This is a genomic window from Wolbachia endosymbiont (group B) of Longitarsus flavicornis (genome assembly GCF_964028135.1).
Lineage (GTDB): Bacteria > Pseudomonadota > Alphaproteobacteria > Rickettsiales > Anaplasmataceae > Wolbachia.
The window spans coordinates 724,863-744,031 of record NZ_OZ034758.1 but is presented as its reverse complement, the minus strand read 5'-3'; the positions used below and the strand labels follow the sequence as shown (position 1 = coordinate 744,031).

At 33.8% G+C, this 19,169-nt stretch carries 8 protein-coding genes and 3 pseudogenes; 1 reads left to right on the top strand and 10 read right to left on the bottom strand.

Annotated features, from left to right (window positions below; genetic code table 11):
- Nucleotides 1–177: 177 nt before the first annotated feature.
- From ABWU45_RS03410 to rnhA, 7 genes and pseudogenes are all read right to left on the bottom strand, one after another.
- Nucleotides 178–1,071 (bottom strand): helix-turn-helix domain-containing protein, encoded by an 894-nt coding sequence (locus ABWU45_RS03410; protein WP_250120255.1) that lies wholly within the window; start codon nucleotides 1,069–1,071, stop codon nucleotides 178–180.
- Nucleotides 1,072–1,120: 49 nt separating this feature from the next.
- Nucleotides 1,121–2,026: a helix-turn-helix domain-containing protein gene (locus ABWU45_RS03405; protein ID WP_353279001.1), complete on the bottom strand. Its 906-nt coding sequence runs from the start codon at nucleotides 2,024–2,026 to the stop codon at nucleotides 1,121–1,123.
- Nucleotides 2,027–2,105: 79 nt separating this feature from the next.
- Nucleotides 2,106–3,245: a hypothetical protein gene (locus ABWU45_RS03400; protein ID WP_353272557.1), complete on the bottom strand. Its 1,140-nt coding sequence runs from the start codon at nucleotides 3,243–3,245 to the stop codon at nucleotides 2,106–2,108.
- A gap of 106 nt (nucleotides 3,246–3,351) precedes the next feature.
- Nucleotides 3,352–4,009 (bottom strand): annotated as a pseudogene (locus tag ABWU45_RS03395) (JAB domain-containing protein).
- A gap of 170 nt (nucleotides 4,010–4,179) precedes the next feature.
- Nucleotides 4,180–5,110 (bottom strand): annotated as a pseudogene (locus ABWU45_RS03390) (helix-turn-helix domain-containing protein).
- Between the two features lie 67 nt (nucleotides 5,111–5,177).
- Nucleotides 5,178–6,950: pseudogene (gene mutL / locus ABWU45_RS03385) on the bottom strand (DNA mismatch repair endonuclease MutL).
- Nucleotides 6,941–7,474 (bottom strand): ribonuclease HI, encoded by a 534-nt coding sequence (gene rnhA / locus ABWU45_RS03380; RefSeq protein WP_264376578.1) that lies wholly within the window; start codon nucleotides 7,472–7,474, stop codon nucleotides 6,941–6,943. The pseudogene mutL and the gene rnhA overlap by 10 nt, the downstream one beginning before the upstream one ends.
- A 416-nt stretch (nucleotides 7,475–7,890) precedes the next feature.
- Between rnhA and ABWU45_RS03375 the strand changes: the two genes are divergently transcribed.
- Nucleotides 7,891–8,844, top strand: coding sequence for an Rpn family recombination-promoting nuclease/putative transposase (locus tag ABWU45_RS03375; RefSeq protein WP_338406617.1), 954 nt, complete (start codon nucleotides 7,891–7,893; stop codon nucleotides 8,842–8,844).
- Between the two features lie 345 nt (nucleotides 8,845–9,189).
- On the opposite strand, the gene ABWU45_RS03370 is transcribed toward ABWU45_RS03375, so the two are convergent.
- From ABWU45_RS03370 to ABWU45_RS03360, 3 genes are all read right to left on the bottom strand, one after another.
- Nucleotides 9,190–14,364: an ankyrin repeat domain-containing protein gene (locus tag ABWU45_RS03370; RefSeq protein ID WP_353279000.1), complete on the bottom strand. Its 5,175-nt coding sequence runs from the start codon at nucleotides 14,362–14,364 to the stop codon at nucleotides 9,190–9,192.
- A 656-nt stretch (nucleotides 14,365–15,020) separates the two neighbouring features.
- On the bottom strand, nucleotides 15,021–15,965 hold the full coding sequence (locus ABWU45_RS03365) for an IS110 family transposase (RefSeq protein ID WP_353277894.1): 945 nt from the start codon (nucleotides 15,963–15,965) through the stop codon (nucleotides 15,021–15,023).
- Between the two features lie 217 nt (nucleotides 15,966–16,182).
- The gene (locus ABWU45_RS03360) at nucleotides 16,183–19,167 is read right to left on the bottom strand and encodes a hypothetical protein (RefSeq protein ID WP_353278999.1); all 2,985 of its coding nucleotides are present in this window, start codon (nucleotides 19,165–19,167) and stop codon (nucleotides 16,183–16,185) included.
- Between the last annotated feature and the right edge of the window lie 2 nt (nucleotides 19,168–19,169).

Sequence of the window (19,169 nt, the reverse complement as noted above, 5' to 3'; positions counted from 1 at the left end):
CTGCTAGCATTAGCAATATGTGTTTTCAGCATCAATTTTAAAAGCATTAAATTTGAAGTTTATCAAACAACACGAATTAGCAGCAAAACTTTATGAAAATGCTTCAGTTGAGTCAGCTAAACAAGGATTTAGAATGGTTAATATATTGACTATTTTTACTTGTATCTTAAACACAATTCAATTTTCACACTCATCGGCAGTTAGGCCACTTGCTCGCAAAATAACATCAGTAGAAACACCCGCCTTCACTAGATTTTTCGCAACCTTGATCTTTTCTGTTTTTTTAACTTTCTCTTTGCTATTCTTCATATCCCTAGATAAAAATTTCTTCACTAATTCTTGCTCTTCAGTTTTTCTTAGTAAATTAAGTAGTTCACTATCTTCATTTGTTTTAGGCAGCAGAACTTTAATATTCACTGATAATCCTTCTGCTATTTGATATAATTTGTCAAATGATATGGCAGTGTATCCTATTTCATACTCGTGTATTTCCTTGAGTGTTAAACCAACTTTGTTTGCTAAATCTTTCTGAGTATACCTTTTTATCAATCTCCATTCTCTTATTCTTTGCCCTATTCTGTAGTATATAGAATCAGTGCAGACTTCTTTCTCTGTATTATCATACTCGTAAATAGATAAGCCGGTTGCTTGGGAAATTATGTCAACTGAAACCCCTTCTTTCACTAGATTTTTTGCTATTTCCAACCTTGCCTCTTCTTGATTAATTTTTTCGCTAATATGAACAAACCTGACTAATGAAGGTACTATTTTGCCTAACTTTTGATTCTCGTATATTTTCGTTAGATAGAGTATTTCCTCGTCTTCATAGCTGTCTTCCCTTACTATTACTGGTTCAGGTAATAAATCTACAACGTCAACTGATAATACTCTTGCTATTATATATAGTACTTCAATTGGAATAGGAATATACCCATCTTCATAGCTGTTTACTTCTTGGTATGTTAAACCTATTTGACTTGCTAATCCTATTTGAGTATGCCCTCGCATTAACCTACAATTTTCTATTCTTTGCCCTATTCCGTAACTAACATTGCTTGCAGAAACAAACATTTATCCTCCATTTAAGAAAAAAACTTTATTGCTATAATTTTTTTACGAGCTATCCATCTAAAACCATATCAATAGATAAACCTACCGCTTGCAAAATAGTATCAATAGAAATTCCCCCTTTTACTAGATCCTTTGCAACTTTAATCCTTTCTATCTCTCTCACTTTCTCCTCACAAATACGTATCCCTTCAAACAAAGATTTTATTAGTGCATGACGTAGTTCTTGGCTCTCAATTTCTTTGTATTCTTTAATCAAATTCGGTAGCTCATTTTCCACTTTACTACCTTCATCTTCCTCTGTTAGTAGATCTGTAATACTAATCGATAATGTTTCTGCTATCTCATATAATTTTCCCAGTGGAGTAGCTACGCGTCCTTGTTCATAGTTGCTTATTTCGTCACGTGTTGTACTCATTTTCTCCGCTAAATCCTTTTGAGTATACTCTCTCACTAGTCTCCATTCCTTTATCTTTTTGCCTATTTGGTAGTAGATAGAACCAACTTTTTCTTCAACACATTTATCAGCAGACAGACCAATTGTTTTTGCAACAATATCAACAGAAACTCCTGCTTTAACCAGACTCTTTGCAATTTTTATTTTTTCCGATTTTCTACTACTTTTCTCACTAACTTGGACAAATTTGGTTAGCAAACAAAACATCTTACGTAACTCCTGATCGTTAATCTTTTTATATTCTCTTACTAGATTTAATATTTCTTCTTCATCTTCAAGACAGCTTTTTGATACAGGAATAAGATCCGTAATACTGATTGATAGTGCCTCAGTTATAGCATACAACCTTTCAATTGGAACTCTACGATTCCCTTTCTCATATTGCAATATCACCCAGTATTTTACACCAATTTTCTCTGCTAAATCTTTCTGAGTGTACCCTCGCTCTAACCTCCAGCTTTTTAATTTTTCTCCCACTTTATAATCTAGACTTTTTTCCACAAAAAGAACCTTGCATATAATATTTTCTATTATAGCTCAAAGGCTCCAGATATAATAGCCAGACTCTGGAACCTTTAAATTAAAGTGCCCTACAAGTTTCTTTACTATTTTCACGTACTTTGTCTACCCATGAAAACAATTTTTCACTTACTTCCTTCTGCTTTTCACTCCATATGCCACATCTAGTGAAACTACCTTTCTCTACTGCTTCTTTAAGTTTTACTCCCCCGAAAAGGCAATTTTTTCCAATTTCTTCCCCTATTTGTTGTAATTCAGCCCACATTTCCTTGTTTTCTACTCTGACTTGTACTTGATCATATTTTTTTACATCGTGGTACAATATAACATTTAGCTTACCAATGCTTGTAGGAAATTCTAATATAATAGAGCTTTCATCTGACATATCGATATAGTTTCTTATACCTCCCTTCTCACTTTTAACCTCAACTGCATCATTGCCAATTTTTAAAATATTACTTCCTAACTCTCTCAGTATTTTGGCTACCTCTACCTTGCTATTATCAGAAAATTCTATATACGATGTTGTATTGTCTATCTCAACATCTATTAATTCTCCTTCTTGCACAGCATTTTCGCCAGCTTCCTCTAGCTCTTCTAGTTGCTTATCTATCTGTGGCTGAACTTCTGGCTGTAGCTCATTATAGATTTCACCTATTAGTTTATTCTGCAATAAAGTATCATGAAAATCTGCACCACTTAGCATTAATTTACGCATTATCTTTTTTCGATCAGTCTTATCAAATTTATGAAAATGTGTACCCAATACTACATACTCTGCAATGCTCCATTCCCCATCGTTATATGCATTTATTCTTGCTCCAGAGGCTAGTACTTGGTCTATAGTTTTGTGCAATTCATTTACGTTTTTTGCCTCTACCACTTCACTTTTAAACCAGCTCAACTTTTCGCTTTCGCTTATACTTGGCTTTATTTTTTGCAAAGCTGAAGCAAATGGATTTTTATCTTCTTGATCACTTACAGGTTTTGTGCCATATATATAATCAAGTCCTTTTCCATAGTTGATTTTGTTTTCGCGAACGTTTCTGCTAGGGAAAGGCATTGTATCTTCCAGTTTTATCTCCTTCTGGCTATTAATTTTACTCACAAATTTAGACTGCTCTATATCAACGCTTTCAAGAGCACCAAATATTTTCTTGTGATTAACATTAGTCTTTTTATTCTGATCTTTACTAGTCATATAAACCTCATATTAAAAATACTTTTTAAGTGTACAATAAACTTTGTTATTATACATTATATTACTCATTATAAATTATAGTGGGTAGATTTGCAAATACTTTCTGCTATAACAATCCGTTTTCTCTAAAGCTAAAATAACCCCCACTTGTAATGATAATATGATCAAATAATCTAACACTTACAGTACTACACGCTGCTGCTAAGCTCTTCGTTACTGCTTGATCTTCTTCTGAAGGTTCTAAACTTCCCCCAGGGTGGTTGTGTGACATTATTACTAATGTTGCATTCTTTATTAATGCTTTTCTTGTAATTTCCTTTATGTATACTGGTGCTTTTTCCATTTCACCAATATAGGATTCTTCTCCGATTAATTGGCGCCTTTTATTCAAGTACAGTATTTTTACACATTCCCTTTCTGAGTGGCCTATACTTACGTTTAAGTACTCTACTAGCCCTTGTAAGTCCATTATTGGCTCAACTCTTGAGCTTTTCTCTCAGTACCCTTTCTAGTGTTTCCTTAACACACATAATCATTGCTACTGCAGAATCAGTTACTCCTTCTATAACTTTCAGGTCATCCATTTCTCTACCTAAAATCCTTCCTACTCCCGTATAAGTATTCACCAGATTTTTAGCAATTTCTTGAGCCTGTGGTCTTTCATGTACTGCACTTAGAAACGTTTCCATTATTTCACGATCAAGTAGTGCTTTGCCTTTGCTTTCTAATATTCTGAACTCTATTTCCTCTTTACTTTTATTCATATAATTTACCTTTCACTAACAACAAACTTTTTTTAAATATTTACTGCTGTTTTTTATCAGCATTGGCATAGAGCCATAGCTTTCGAGTGAAGTCAAATCAATTTCTCAATCTTTTTTACTTATTTTTTCATCAAGAAGTGAAGATATTAATATATGGTGATTTTTTTATTTTAAACTTGTTGAATTTCATCTAAAGAAATGCCTACCGCTTGCAAAATAATATCAATAGAAATTCCTCCTTTCACTAAATCCTTTGCAATTTTCATCTTTTCTGCTCTTTTCACTTTCTCTTCGCAAATTCGTATCCCTTCAAACAAAGATTTTATTAGTGCATTACGTAGTTCTTGGCTTTCAATCTTTTTGTATTCTTCAATTAAATTCGGTAATTCATTTCCTACTCTTTCATCTGCATCTTCTGCTAGTTCAAGTAGATCCACGATATTAATCGATAACACCTCTGCCATTCCATATAATTTATCAAGTGGAACAGCAACCCTTCCTTGTTCATAATTGCTTATTTCGTCACGTGTTGTGCTCATTTTCTCTGCTAAATCCTTTTGAGTATACTCTCTTCCATTCTTTTATCTTTTTTCCTATTTTGTAGTAGATAGAATCCGTTTTTTCTTCAACACATTCATCAGCAGATAGACCAATTGTTTTTGAAACAGTATCAACAAAAACTCCTGCTTTAACCAGAGCTTTTGCAATTTTTATTCTCTCCGTTTTTTTACTATTTTCTTCACTCACTCTGGCAATTTTAGTTAGTAAACAAAGCATTCTACGTAACTCCTGATCGTTAATCTTTTTATATTCTCTTACTAGATTTAGTATCTCTTCTTCTTCGTTTTTAAGGCAAATTTTTTCATTTGATACAGGAATAAGATCCGTAATATTAATTGATAACACCTTTGCTATAGCGCACAACTTTTCAATCGAAATTTTTCGTGTTCCTTTTTCATATTGTAGTACTATTTGATACGTTACACCGATTTTTTTTGCTAAATCTTTTTGAGTATACCCCTTTGCTATCCTACAACTTCTTACTTTCTGTCCTACTACTTTATAATATAAAAAATTAGAGTAATTATTCTCTTTTTTCACATTTTATACTCATAATCAGAAGAGCCGTTACGTATACCTAATTGGGAACCTTTTTGACAAACTGAACTCATCTCCTTTCAAACAATTTTTCTATATCACTTAGTTTTATTTCTATATACGTTGGTCTTTCATGACCAGAATATAGAGTTTTCTCAATTTGTCTTAGTATCTCATTCATCTCTTCCAATTTCATTTTTCTTCCTGCTCCATGGCAAGCGATTGTGGCTGATATTTTATTCACCTTATCCTCTATTGGCACCGTATCTTTCATTTCCATTAACTTATCTACTATATCAACTAGCATCTCTTTTATATCTATTGTTCCCAAGATTGCAGGTATTTCTTTCACCCTTACTTTATCTTCTGATTCTATTTCAATACCAAAACCCATTTCAAAAAGCTCATCTTTATAAGTTTCAATCATCTCCATTCCAGCTTGGTTTTTGATTTCAACTGTTTCAGGAAGAAGAAGTTTCTGTCTTTTTATGCTTGATTTTTGCTTTAAGCACTCGTATATCAATCTTTCATGAGCTGCGTGCTGATCTACTATAATTAATTTGCCTTTAGCCTCAGCAATAATGTAAGTACTGTGGACCTGACAGCGTGCATACCCTAGAGCTCTATTAAATCAATTTGCTCCCTTTCTAGAACCATCGCTCCCTTTTGGGGTGGAGATTCTCCATACTTAAACGTTTCTGGTAAGCTTTGCCTTCTTTCATCTGGTGCATTGAATTCTTTCATTAGACGATTTTCTAAAAGACTTGGTCTCTTTTCATAAAACTCTTTTTGATTTTTTTCCTCTTCACTATTAACCTTCTCTTGGCTATCAAACTCTTCAATACTTTGAGACTTAACATCACTTGCTGCGAACCTCGTCAATAATGCTTTTATTATCCCTCTTCTCACTATTTCATATATTGACCTTTTATTCTGAAATCTTACTTCTGATTTATTTGGATGCACATTTACATCTACTTGATCGTATGGTATCTCTAAGTGCAACACTGCAAAAGGATACCTCCCACTTAGAATAAAATCTTGATACGCATATCTAATTGCACCAATAAGTAGATTGTCTTTTATTGGCCTGCCATTAACAAACGTATAGATCTGAGTTGAATTGCCACGACTAATAGTTGGTTTACAGATGTGTCCCTTAAGTTTGATGCCTTCTTCTTCCTCTTTAACTTCCAGTGAATTGTTTTGAAATTCTTCTATTTCACATAATCTGTTGAACAGCGAAGTTTGCTTAACATATTTTAAGAGCTTTTTATTACCAGAAGTGAGAGTAAACCCAATACTATAATTAATCATCGCTAAGTTATTCACAATATCAACAATACTTTGTGTTTCTGCCCTTTCGGTTTTTAGAAATTTTAGTCTATTTGGAGTCGCAAAAAATAAGTCACGAACTTCAATATATGTACCCTGCAATAAAGAATAAGGGGTAATCTCTCTTATTTTTTCTCCTCCCTCATACCTTATAGACCATGCTTCCTTTGCTCCACTTGCCTTAGACGATAATTTCATTCTACTTACTGCTGCAATTGAAGGTAAAGCTTCTCCCCTAAACCCAAGGTGCTTGATTTCTATTAACTCACTATCGCTTAATTTTGAAGTGGCATGCCTCATAAATGCTAGTTCTAAGTCGTCCTTTTCTATTCCATTTCCATCATCTGTCACAGTTATAAGGTTACGTCCACCACTTTCTATTTTGATCTCTATCTCTGAACTTCCAGCATCTATTGCATTTTCTACTAATTCCTTTTGCTGGCCTCTCTATTACCTCTCCCGCTGCTATACGATTTATAGTTTTTGTGTCTAAAAGAATTATTGCCATAATACTCCACCCAATCTATGAAACTTAGAGTTCCCTCTATTTTTTGGTGATTTCTTGACCTCACAATCTCTATATTTTAGCTTTTTAGATTCCTTTCTAGCAAGTCTATCTGCCTCCTCATTGTACATATTACCGTTGTGAGCTCTAACCCACTTCCAATTAATATCATGCTGCAAAGCAACTTCATCTAGTTCCTGCCATAATTCTCTGTTCTTCACTGGCTTTTTATCGGCTGTCTTCCAACCATTTATTTTCCACTTGTTGATCCACTCTGTTATACCTTGTTTAATATACTGACTATCAGTGTGTACAATAACTTTGCAGGAAATTTTTAACATCTTTAGTCCATTAATTACAGCCTTTAGCTCCATCTTGTTATTTGTTGTGTTTTCTTCACCTCCAGAGATACGTTTTTTGATAAAGACACTTTTATTTTCATACATCACCACGGCTGCCCATCCACCGGGACCAGGGTTTCCAGAACAAGCTCCATCTGTATATATTATAACCTTCTTTTTGTCCATATTGACAGGATATAGATTTAACATAAATTTGCTACTGAAATGTTGACACTAAGTTTCAAGATCTTTATCATGTAAAGGTGTGGGAGATTAATGAACCTGTCCTCACGATATTAGGTAAATCGTAATTGAGCTTTTGGGCTTGTATTTTTATTAGGAGGTTAATCTCTCACACCCAAAATAAGTGTTTTTAAAGCTCTTTATAGCTCATGAATTCATTTGCTGGGGTTTATGGAGGGAGTTGTAAAAGATGATAAAATAAACAGCTAAGGTGCGCAGTAGCATTCTATGGTCATCTATGAAGGTAGTTTTTTGCCAACTCTTGAAATTTAGCTAACTTTAATAGACTTTAGCACAAAAACGTTGAATATTTCTTCACAATTGTGTATAATTATTAATGCTTTTTAGGTTAATCCGTCATGGCTCTTTCGAAGTTTCTCGATCCAAAGAATGATATATCGTTCAAGCGCATCTTTGGCACTGAAAAAAATAAAGATATCCTTATTCACTTTCTTAATGATATTCTTGGCTTCACCGGCAAAAGTGCAATAAAGGATATAGAGTTTTTAAGTACTATTCAAGACCCTGATATTGCCTCTAAAAAACAAAGCATTGTCGATGTTCTTTGTAGAGATGAAAATGGGCTGCAAGTCATAGTCGAAATGCAGGTCGCTAAAACCAAAGGCTTTGAAAAACGTGCCCAATATTACGCAGCTAAAGCTTACTCAAGACAAGCTAGTAAGGGTGATCAATATCATGACCTTAAGGAAATTATCTTTATTGCTATAGCAGATTGTATTTTATTTCCTGATAAGTCTGAGTATAAATCAAAGCACACTATTCGCGATGAAGATACTAATGAACATGATCTAAAAGATTTTTACTTTATATTTATTGAGTTGCCTAAATTTCCAAAAACCAAAGAAGATCAGCTTTCAAGTATAGTTGAAAAATGGGTATACTTTTTCAGATATGCAGACGAAACTAGTGAAGAAGAGCTAGAGAGAATAATAGGAAGTGATCTAATAATTAAAAGAGCTTATGAAGAACTAAATAGGTTCAACTGGTCTGAAAAAGAATTTATTGCCTATGAACAAGAGATCAAGCGTATTCGTGATGAACAGGCTGTTCTTGCTCAAAAACTCGATGATGCTAAACAAGAAGGTAGACAAGAAGGTAGACAAGAAGGTAGACAAGAAGGTAGACAAGAAGGTAGACAAGAAGGCATCGAAATCGGCCATGAAAAAGGTAAAATTGAAGGTAAAATTGAAGTTGCAAAAAACTCACTCAAGGCCGGTGTTTCTATAGATGTTATAGCTCAAATTACCGGTCTCTCTCATTCTGAAATTTTACAACTCAGGGAAAAAACATAAATACTACAACTTATTCACTTCAACATTTATGAAAACCTTTCTTAAGTTAAACATACCCCATAATTAAGAGTCTAATAAACTGTCTAAAACAGCTATAAAGATTGCACAAAGAATTATATAAATTACTATCATAACGTTACCCAAACTTCTATATCAAAGCTACGTGCTGTAAGTTCAATATGGAAAACACATTAACCACTTAGCATTATTATCTGTAATATCTACTTCATCCATGTTAGTATTAGAACCATCAAACTTGGTCTGGTATCTCTAATTATTTTGGCTACCTTCACTTTAAATTTTCCACTACTTGGCATATTATAGCTCCACCCCTTATATTATAACTCACCTATTGAGATTACCTCTAAGCTTGGTTACTCCTATCTCAGAAAGACAAGTTGATACTTTTGAATGGCTGTGAACTGAAGCATTACTTAAATAACTTTGAGGCTCTAAACTCATTTGCTTTGCATCATCAACTTCTAATCTACCATCTCTGTTGTGTAATATCTGCTCTATTGATTGATTTAGCAGACCCTTATTAAATTGAGCTATAAACTTGTCAAATTTCTTCGGACTTAATTTACCAGCTTCTTCATCAGGACATGCTTTCCCTACATACAATTTTAAAATCCCTGAAATTTCATTAAATTTACCACTCATGACTTTTCTAGTAATCTCTTTCTGCATTCCCATATAATCAATATTTAATCGATGCATTGACACACCACTTTTTAATCCAGCTTGCTCTACTACTTTCTCAAATCCCTTTGTAATATTCAATGCATAGCCCTGTGCTTCTAGTGGAGATATAGACTGATCTACTGTAGAAATGTACTTCTGACCTGTAGCTTTTCTAATGAGCACGTCAAGTAACATTATTGTACCATTTACATCGATTGGTGCACTAATTTGTGAGATTGAACTTTGAGTGAATGTTTTCTCAGGTAAAGCAGCTCTAGAACCTAATAACCCACCTATAGAGCTCTTTACCCAACCAAATAAATCATTTATCCATGAAGATGGTCTTGTGCCACTACTTGCTGCTATCTCAGGTTGATTACTTGAATCTATAGCAAGAGGTTTACGTGATAAGTGATGACGACTATGATCTCCATGATGATGACGGCGTTTGCGTTGTAAAGGTTCTCCTCTTTCTTCCTTAACTTTTTCCAAATATTCTACAACATTATTATGTTTTTGCTCAATAGCAATATCTAGCGGCGTTTTGCCATCATTAGCTTTAGCATTAACTTCTGCTCCTCTGTTTACAAGATACTTTACTACATCCAAATGGCCATTCTGAGAAGCCCAATGTAATGGTGTCCAACCACTTTTATCAGTATCATTAACATTTGCTCCCTTGCTGAGCAAAAGCTCTATAACGGTTTCATAATTTTTTTCAGCAGCACGATGTATAGGTTTCTTACCATAAATATTTTTAGCATTAATATCAGCACCTTTTTCTATTAAAGATTTTGCAATCTCTAAATTGCCTTTTGATGCAGCCCAATGTAATGGTGTCCAACCATTTTTATCGGTAGCATTAACATTAACACCTTTTTCAATAAGACACTTTACTATATCTAAATGACCATTCCAGGAAGCATCATATATAGGGGTTCTACCATCATGATCTTTAGCCTCTAAATTAGCACCTTTCTCAATAAGATATTTAACTACATTTAAGTAACCTTTCGATGCAGCATTGTGTAAAGGAGTGTTACCATCTTTGTCTTCAGCATTAATATCAGCTCCTTGCTTAACAGAATCTTTCACTTTACTAAGATCCCCAATTTTCGTAACAGTCAACAATTCTTGATTCAATTTGGCTTGTTCTAAAATTTTTACTATACCCGCATGCCTTTCTTGTTTAGCTAAATATAAAGGTGTCTGGCCATTCACATCTACGACATCAACATTAGCACCACTGTCAAGGAGAAGCTTCACTACGTCTGATTTATCTTTATCAATAGCAAAATACAAAGGTGTTTGACGATACATATCTATAGCATCAACATTAGCGCCATTACCCAGAAGAAGCTTCATTATATTTAATCCGCTTACTTCAGCAGCAAGATGCAAAGGTTTACGATTATAGCTGTCCTCAGACTCAACTTTAGCACCTTTATTAAGAAGAAATTGAACCATACCCAAATCATTTTTTTGAACCGCAAAATGCAAAGGTGTTCCTTGATACGTTATTTCATTATTAAACTTAGCACCACGAACTATAAGGAATTTTACTATATCCCATTTACTTCCTTTAGCAGCATAGAGTATAGGCGTCCAGCCATGATTATTGTCATCCGTAGCGTCATGAATATCTATAGCATCTAAGTTAGCACCTCGACTTACAAGATCTTGAACTTTATTAAGACTACCATCTTGTACTGCAGTAAACAATTGCTTATCTAGACTTAATTGTGTTTGTTGTAAGTATTCTACAACATTATCATGTCCCTTATCTCTAGCAATATCTAGCGGCATTTTACCATTCCTATCTTTAGTATTGATATTGGCTCCCTTACCTACAAGGTATTCTATTATATCAAGATGGCCATTCCAAGAAGCCCAGTGCAGAGGCATCCAGCCGTCTTTGTCAACCTCATTAACACTTACTCCTTTATTAAGAAGAAGTTCTATAATATTTTTATTATCGTGCTCAGCAGCAATGTGTATAGGCTCTCTGCCATAAACATTTTGAGGATTAATATTAGCCCCTTTGTCAACGAGAAACTTTGCAACTTCTAAACAGCCTTTCGACGCTGTATAATGTAGCGGTGTCCAACCATAGTTACTGGTATCATCAACGCTTACCCCCTTACCGAGAAGGAACTCTATAATATCTTTGTAATTTTTTTCAGCAGCAATGTGTATAGGTTTCCTACCAAAAATGCCCACTTCTATAGCATTAACACTAGCACCCTGACTAACAAATTTCCTGACTTCAGGAAGATCTCCATTTTCTATAGCAGTCAATAATTTTTTGTCTAATTGTGTTTGTTTTAAAAACCCTACTATATCTGTGTAATTACCTTGAATAGCTAAGTCTAAGGGTGTTTTTCCATCTTTATTTTTAGCTTCAATGTTAGCCCCTCGACTTGAAAGTACTTTAACTATATCAAGCCTGTCTTTGAAAACTGCATAATGTAAAGGTGTCCAGTCATCTTTCGTTTTAGCTTCAATATTAACACCTTTATTAAGAAGAAACTCAATTATTTCAGGTGTAGCACTATTATGCTGAATAGCCACATGCAAAGGCGTTAAACCATCATTAGTTTTAGCTTCAAGGCTAGCCCCTTTATCTATAAGAAGCTCAATTATTTTCAATTGACCATAAGCATTTGCTATATGTAAAGGTGTTTCACCAACGTTAGTTCTAGCCTCAATATCAGCATTTCGATTTAAAATTGCCCTAGATATATCAAGCTTATTATCATTGTCGGCAGCACAGTGCAAAGGTGTCCAATTACGTCTATCTCTAATATTAACATCTGCACCCATACTAAGAAGATTATCAACTTCACTAAGATTATTTTGTCTCACAGCATTAAACAGCTGCTCTGTCGATAGAACTGCTTTTTCTTTATTAAGCTCCACTATAACATCTTCTGAATTACAAGTAGAAGCTATACATTTTGAGTTAGAAACCATTGTATCATTGAAAGCAAACATCATTTCTCTTGCTGGTTGATAAGTATTCCAGTTCTCTACTTTTACAAGAGTGTTATTTTTATGTGATAGCAATAAGGTATCATTCATAACTTTCATATCGCAATCTAATATAGACTTATCTTTCAAATCAACTAAACCAATATCATTCTTGTTAATAGGTTGATTATGATAAATCTGTAACCCTTGCTCATCTGGTTGGTAATATCTGAAAGAACTAAATTCATCAGCTCTTTCTCCAAATTCTTCTGGTTCTATAATTCTATTGTTCAGTCCTACAGATAAATCCCAGTTTTTATGAACAGAAGAATAGTAATCCGATATTGATAATGCCCCTCTATCTGATAACAACAGCAAATCATTATTTAGTTTCAAAAAAAGCACTTTATCTGAGTCAAATACAAAACAATTATGATGATTTAAAAGGTCAGTACCATTAACACTAAATCTTCCATCTATTTTCAAGCTATGAGAGCAATAATCTCGCTCTAATTCTCCATTCTGAAGTTTGTAATATTCTTGCCCATCAAATGTAACTGTGACATCTTTATAATCTGGTAGCAAGGTTACATTTAGGCCATTTTTATTAATCTTTATTTCTCCTTTATTATTTTCTATAAATGGTATATCATCTAATGTACAATTTAATTGGCTAAAATCCAATATACCATTTGCTTGAGCAATTGTAATATTAGCGTTTCTATTATCGAAAAGATAAAGATGACTTATATTGCTTGGAGCTTCCCAGTAAAAATTATGATGTTCTTTATCAGGATAAAAAATATGATTACTGGAACTACCTATAGTGCTATGATAATTGGCACTTGATAATTGCTTTGTAATATTAAAGTTTGAATTATCTATCTTCCGTAAATTATCCAACTCATCATCTAACACAACATCACCACTTATGCTTTTTGTCACATGCAAGTTTGTTACTACGCCAGTCTTATCATCTACTTTTGTTGGTGTTACAAATAAACCATCTGCTGTTTTTACCAATGTTTGTTTATCTACACTTATAAAAGCTCTACTTTTATTATAGATGGTTGTTATATTGTTAATGTGTGTTATGTTACCTATATCATTAAAATTTATCGGTAATAATACTAAACCTTTTCCATGAATGGAATCACCAAAATAACCCTTTATTGTAGTAAAGTTTTTTGCTGTTATTACATCATTTCCACCCTTACCATCTACATAATCCGCATGAGAAACTTCTATATGATTAGCTTTATCACTGCCAATAATAGAATATATATTCTCTGAATCTGTAAAATTACCTCGCGTTACAACTATATTATTTTGTCCAATAGAAGATCCACCTAAATTACATACAAAATTATCTTTTGCTATGTAGAAGAAATTTGTTCCTTGTTTATGAACATCACAATTACTTAACTGATTTGTAAAATAATACCTATTCTGTGCACTAGATCCTTGATTATCGATTCCATAACTATTAAGTAGTATATTATTACCATTAAAAATAACATCGATGGTATAGTTAGAAGTTACATCTATAAAAGTATTTTGAGATGTAATATAATATATATGCCCATATCCACGGGAACTTTTTCTCTCATATATAATTATGTTACTACAGGCAGACGGGAAATTCTTGAAAAAAAATTTTGTTTTTGTTGTTGTTACTGTTCTGGTGTAACTAGCACTATACTCTTCACCTTTTGTTGTTCGATTATATACTTTGAACGATATATCATTACTAATAGGCCCACAAACCACATTATACTCATCTATAATAGGAACTAACCTTGAGACAGTACCATCAAGTTGCAAAGGATACTTAATGTGTGTTTGGATACTAGAATCTAAAGTCATACTATATGATTCGGAACCATCTCTACATTCATTCTTGTAATAGCCGCCTGAAGCAATTTTGTTTCCAACTCGCCTAAGATGACAAGCATTATATACTCCCTTGGATTCCAGTATTGTAGGTAATGTCATAGCTATTCTATCATACCTATCTCTAAATTTATTTATAACATTTGATATATACTGTTTATAAATGTTTTCTGCTTCTATATCATTTTCTATATAATCTGGTACCTTTTTACCAAGAAAGAAATCCCAATAAAAGTCATGCTTTTCCTGATCTGTAAGATTTATGTGCTCTTCTAGTTTTTCTACCTCAAGCTTTGCTTCTGCAAATTGTGATATGATAATAGCAGCAACTGAGATACCAGCACCAACTGGACCAGCAAATTCTCCTATTACCCCGGTTTCTAAACCTGCTACTGATCAACTATGTTTTTTTTAATTTTTTGAGTTTAGTTTTATTACAACTCTTGTTTATAATTTTGTATTTCTACTCAACTAAAAAATGTATTTTCGGCAATAAAAAATCTAATTTATTACAGAAAAAGAATTTTATATCAAACAGCTGTTACTGCTTAGATCTTATGATTAATGAATATGTGCTTTCAGTTTGTGTGGGCGCACATATTCATTAACCTATTTTCTATGCAGCTTTTTTATTTCATATTAATTGCTTCTTTAAGTCGTGCATTGGCAATTACTATGATCTTTCGCATTAGAGCTGTTATAGCCACCATCTTCTTTTTACCTCTACCAATAAGATCAGAGTAAAAAGTACCAAGTGCAGATTTAGATCTTGTAGCAGCCATCGCAGCTGTAAAAAGCTTTGTACGAACATTGCTTCTACCACCTGTTATTCTTCGATAGCCAATAGTTTTTCCACTTTCCTTTGGATGTGGCGCAACTCCAGCAAGACTTGCGACTTCTTTTTTGTTTAAGTAGCCAAGTTCTGGCATTAGACATACAAAGTCTTGAGACAATTTTGGACCTATTCCTGGCACTGTTCTAAGGATTTTTTGGCGCTTCTGTAACTCTGGATTTTCATCGATAATCTTTTGTATGGAATCGTTGAGCTCCTTTATCTGACTGTTAAAAAAGTCAATAGTTTTTTGGCAACTTTCTTTTACATAGCTGTTTTCAGGTGCTTCTAATCTGCATTTCTCTTGAGTTCTCATTTGCGTAAGATCATCACGACGTTGGCAAAGTGCAGCTAAAGTTGTTTGTTCCTTTGACATAGGTACAAATAGAGGTAGAGTACTATAGCGTTCAAATCCATATTGAGCAATAGCTTTTGCATCTGATTGATCAGACTTTGCTAAAGTTCCATGAGATAAGGTAAAGCTTTTTACTTTGCGAGTATTAGCTCGATGTACAGCAATATTCTTATCAACAAGAAAATGTGCTAAGCCAAGTTCGTACTTTCCTGTGTTCTCCAAAGTTACTAAAGAATCAGGTAAGATATTTGAAAACTCTTTAAACAATTGTTGCCAACCAGCAGTATTATTGTTAAATGTAACAGCGTTTTTCTGATTGTGAACTGCAACAACATTTTTAAATTTTCCGATATCAATGCCTATAAAATTTTGATAAGATGTAATCATGATAACCTCGATAGTTTAATTAATTTAAGATTGTAAACGGGTGCATACATATGTCCCACGCAACTATTCAAACGTATCGAGAGATAGGGCTAGTGTACCTTGATCAATACGGTTGTAATACCAATTGTTTCACCGGTCGCACACACCCGTGATAACTCTATTCCTATAGTGATTAGAGTTATCTTCCCTCTTGTTTCCTTTATATCACATTTTTAACTTACAACATTGTTTCAGTAACAACTGCAGGTACATCTGCAGATATAAAGATGGAGTTAGTTGCTATGTTTAAGTCAGCAATCTTTATATCTACAGGATCTATTGCATTCTGCCTTGCTTTTATTGACTCTGCTAGCCCTAAAAATGCTGCAAAGTTACCTATAGCACGTCCCATAACTGGGGCAAATCCTTTTAACATCTGAGAATCAAGCTTTGTTCCTAACTCTAATATTTTTCCAGAGATCTTTTCACCAATCTTTGGCATTACCAAGAGATTTAATGCATCATAACCTAGCCCTTCTACATCTCCATTTGCTATATGTTTACCAACTAAAAATACCGTAAAGGCAAGACCTGCACCTTCTGCTACTTTCCCTATTTTTTCTGCTACTCCAGACCTTCTCAGGATATTTTTCATTTCTTCTTTATTTTCTATGTTGTCCTTCATCTCCTTCACAATATCCCTAATCTCTGGATCTATTGAACTTAGATCTATATTTTTAACTTTTGCGATAAATGCTTCTTCAACATTTTGGTCTATAGTTTCACCTCTAGATATTCGCTCAGAAACCTTGAAAAGCTGATCATAAAACTCAATATTCTTTACTCTTTCTGCTACCTTGTCAGCATTAAACAACTCTTTGATACGTTGTTCTTTTTCCTCTTCTGTAATCTCTTCTTCATCAAACGAATCCTTGCAGGCCATATTTACACTTCTTTCTCTTCTTGGTTTTTTACTTGGTGGATACTCTGGTGATGAAGGTTCTCTTTTTTCTCCTTTAGAACACTGCCCTACAGTAGGTAACATATGAACTGAACTATGAACTACACCAACAGGAATAAATCCTTCCTTAGCTGTCCTACTTGTTAAAATAAGTTTATTTGGATTATTAGATCCTTTATCGAAAACAACACCGATAAATTTCACCTCATCACCATCTGTGAGTGTTTTATAGGTAACGCCCTCTTTATACTCTTCATTTATTTGATCATTTGCTTCCCTCAATAAAGCTTTAGCTCCTTTGCCCTGCCTTGATGTCTTAAGTTCTAATCCTATTGGAGTGTACTCCTCAGCATTTCCACCTTGAGCTACAAACTTAATACCATGAACTAGCATATCAATGCGTTCCCCTCTACCAGTTTGAAACTCAGTTAAAACTAATGCTCTAGTTTCTGGTGATTCTTGTAATTTTAGGTCGCTATAATAACTAAATACTCCATTCAATATTCCCTGGAAATGAGCTTCTTTATTAACGAGGCTCTTAAAAGGGAATATTCCTTCTCCAATTTTTTCTAATAATCTACTATATCCTCCTATTGATAAAGATTGAATATCTAATGCTCTATCGAATGTTTCTTTTAACTCATTAGGATAAGGAACTTCTTTGAAAGTACCTTGAAATCTATTATCTCCGTTGTTGTACTCTTGTAAAGAATTGTATTTTTCAGCCCAAATAGTAAGATATCTTTTAAAATCTGACTTGTATCTAGTGTCAAAATTAAGATTTAATTCAACTATTTCCCTATTCCCTATTTCTCTATTTAATCTATCAAGAGGTAGCACTTCATTTAGCATGTTCAGAACATCTTTTCTGTTAGCTTCAATAATATTTATCACATAAACCAATTTCTCTGTATTTTCTGGAATAAGCACCATTGTTACAACTGCATGGCTTGCATCAAGATTAGCCGATAGTCTTTCTCTGGCTCTTTCAGCTGCTGGACGTCTAAGCCTACGAAGATTAGGATGCACTTCAGTAGGTATATTGCCTCCATAGATAAAAATGTATTTTTTTAAACTTGTTCCTGAATCTTCACTTAATAATAACAATTGCCCTAGTAAAAACCTACTAAAATAATGATTATCTCCCTTTTCCGGTGTACCAGGAAACGTGTGATAGATACGTTCCATATTATTTTTTATTCGTTTTTTTAGCGCATTTGTGTAGATTTCTTGCGTATCCCAATCATCAGCAGACTTTAATATATCTTGAAAAAGAGGAATTACTCTCCCCTCACGGCTCGACCCTCCGATATTAGAAATAGGAGATGAACTATCAAGATTGACACCAACACATAAAATTTCGTCCGCAGTGGTTAAAACCCGCATAACATTTGGTTGGAAGCCTTGTGCATACCTCTCTGCTTGTTGCAAAGCCTTATCTGGAGTGGCATTAGGACCTGCCCCTGCTTTTAATTCAATAATAATGGGAATAGAGTTTAATGCACGATCAGGACCACGAGCTAGCAGGATAATATCTGCATAACCCCTTCCTGCAAATTGCTCTGGATAAACTCTAAGATTATACCTATAGTGGAAATTCATGAAAACGCCTACCATAAATCCATGATGTGCTGCTTCACGTGCACTATTATCATAGACTACTGATTCTACATATTCAGAATGAACGTTATTAATTTTTTCAAGAACTTTTTTTAAAGACCTGCTAACTGTTTGCGCATCAGAATCAGATAGCTTCGCTATATCACCTTCGGGATTATTCCATATTCCTTTCTCTACTTCATGAAATTCTTTACCAGCAGGGGAATCAAGTATCTCTTTAACTTCCATATTAACAAAAATTCCATCCTTTCCTTTGTAGATCTGTACTAATCTGGATTTTATTCTATCTTGAATTTCATTCTTAATATTTTGCTCAACGTTCCGATCTCTAATCTTACTCCTATCTATATTATTTCTTAATATGCTCTCCAACTCATTAACAGTAAACTGATGGCCACGCTTACCTTCTGAAATGGAAAATAAATCTATATTATTAATAGCGTCTTCAGCATTTCCAATTTGACCATTTTTGACAATAGCTACTTTTAAAGTTTTCGAGGTATCAAAACTAAAATAAATCTTTTTAATATTTAACTTTTCTGCAATCCCTGTATCCAGCAAAGTAGAAAAGCTCCCTAAGAAGAAGTGCGTAAAAAATCCTGCTTTTTCTACAGAGTGTAAATAAGATGGAACCTGATCCACAA

Excerpts from the sequence above, each read along its gene's own strand:
- ABWU45_RS03375 (WP_338406617.1), top strand. The coding sequence starts at position 7,891 with ATGGCTCTTTCGAAGTTTCTCGATCCAAAGAATGATATATCGTTCAAG.
- rnhA (WP_264376578.1), bottom strand. The coding sequence starts at position 7,474 with ATGGACAAAAAGAAGGTTATAATATATACAGATGGAGCTTGTTCTGGA.
- ABWU45_RS03365 (WP_353277894.1), bottom strand. The coding sequence starts at position 15,965 with ATGATTACATCTTATCAAAATTTTATAGGCATTGATATCGGAAAATTT.
- ABWU45_RS03410 (WP_250120255.1), bottom strand. The coding sequence starts at position 1,071 with ATGTTTGTTTCTGCAAGCAATGTTAGTTACGGAATAGGGCAAAGAATA.
- ABWU45_RS03400 (WP_353272557.1), bottom strand. The coding sequence starts at position 3,245 with ATGACTAGTAAAGATCAGAATAAAAAGACTAATGTTAATCACAAGAAA.
- ABWU45_RS03370 (WP_353279000.1), bottom strand. The coding sequence starts at position 14,364 with ATGACTTTAGATTCTAGTATCCAAACACACATTAAGTATCCTTTGCAA.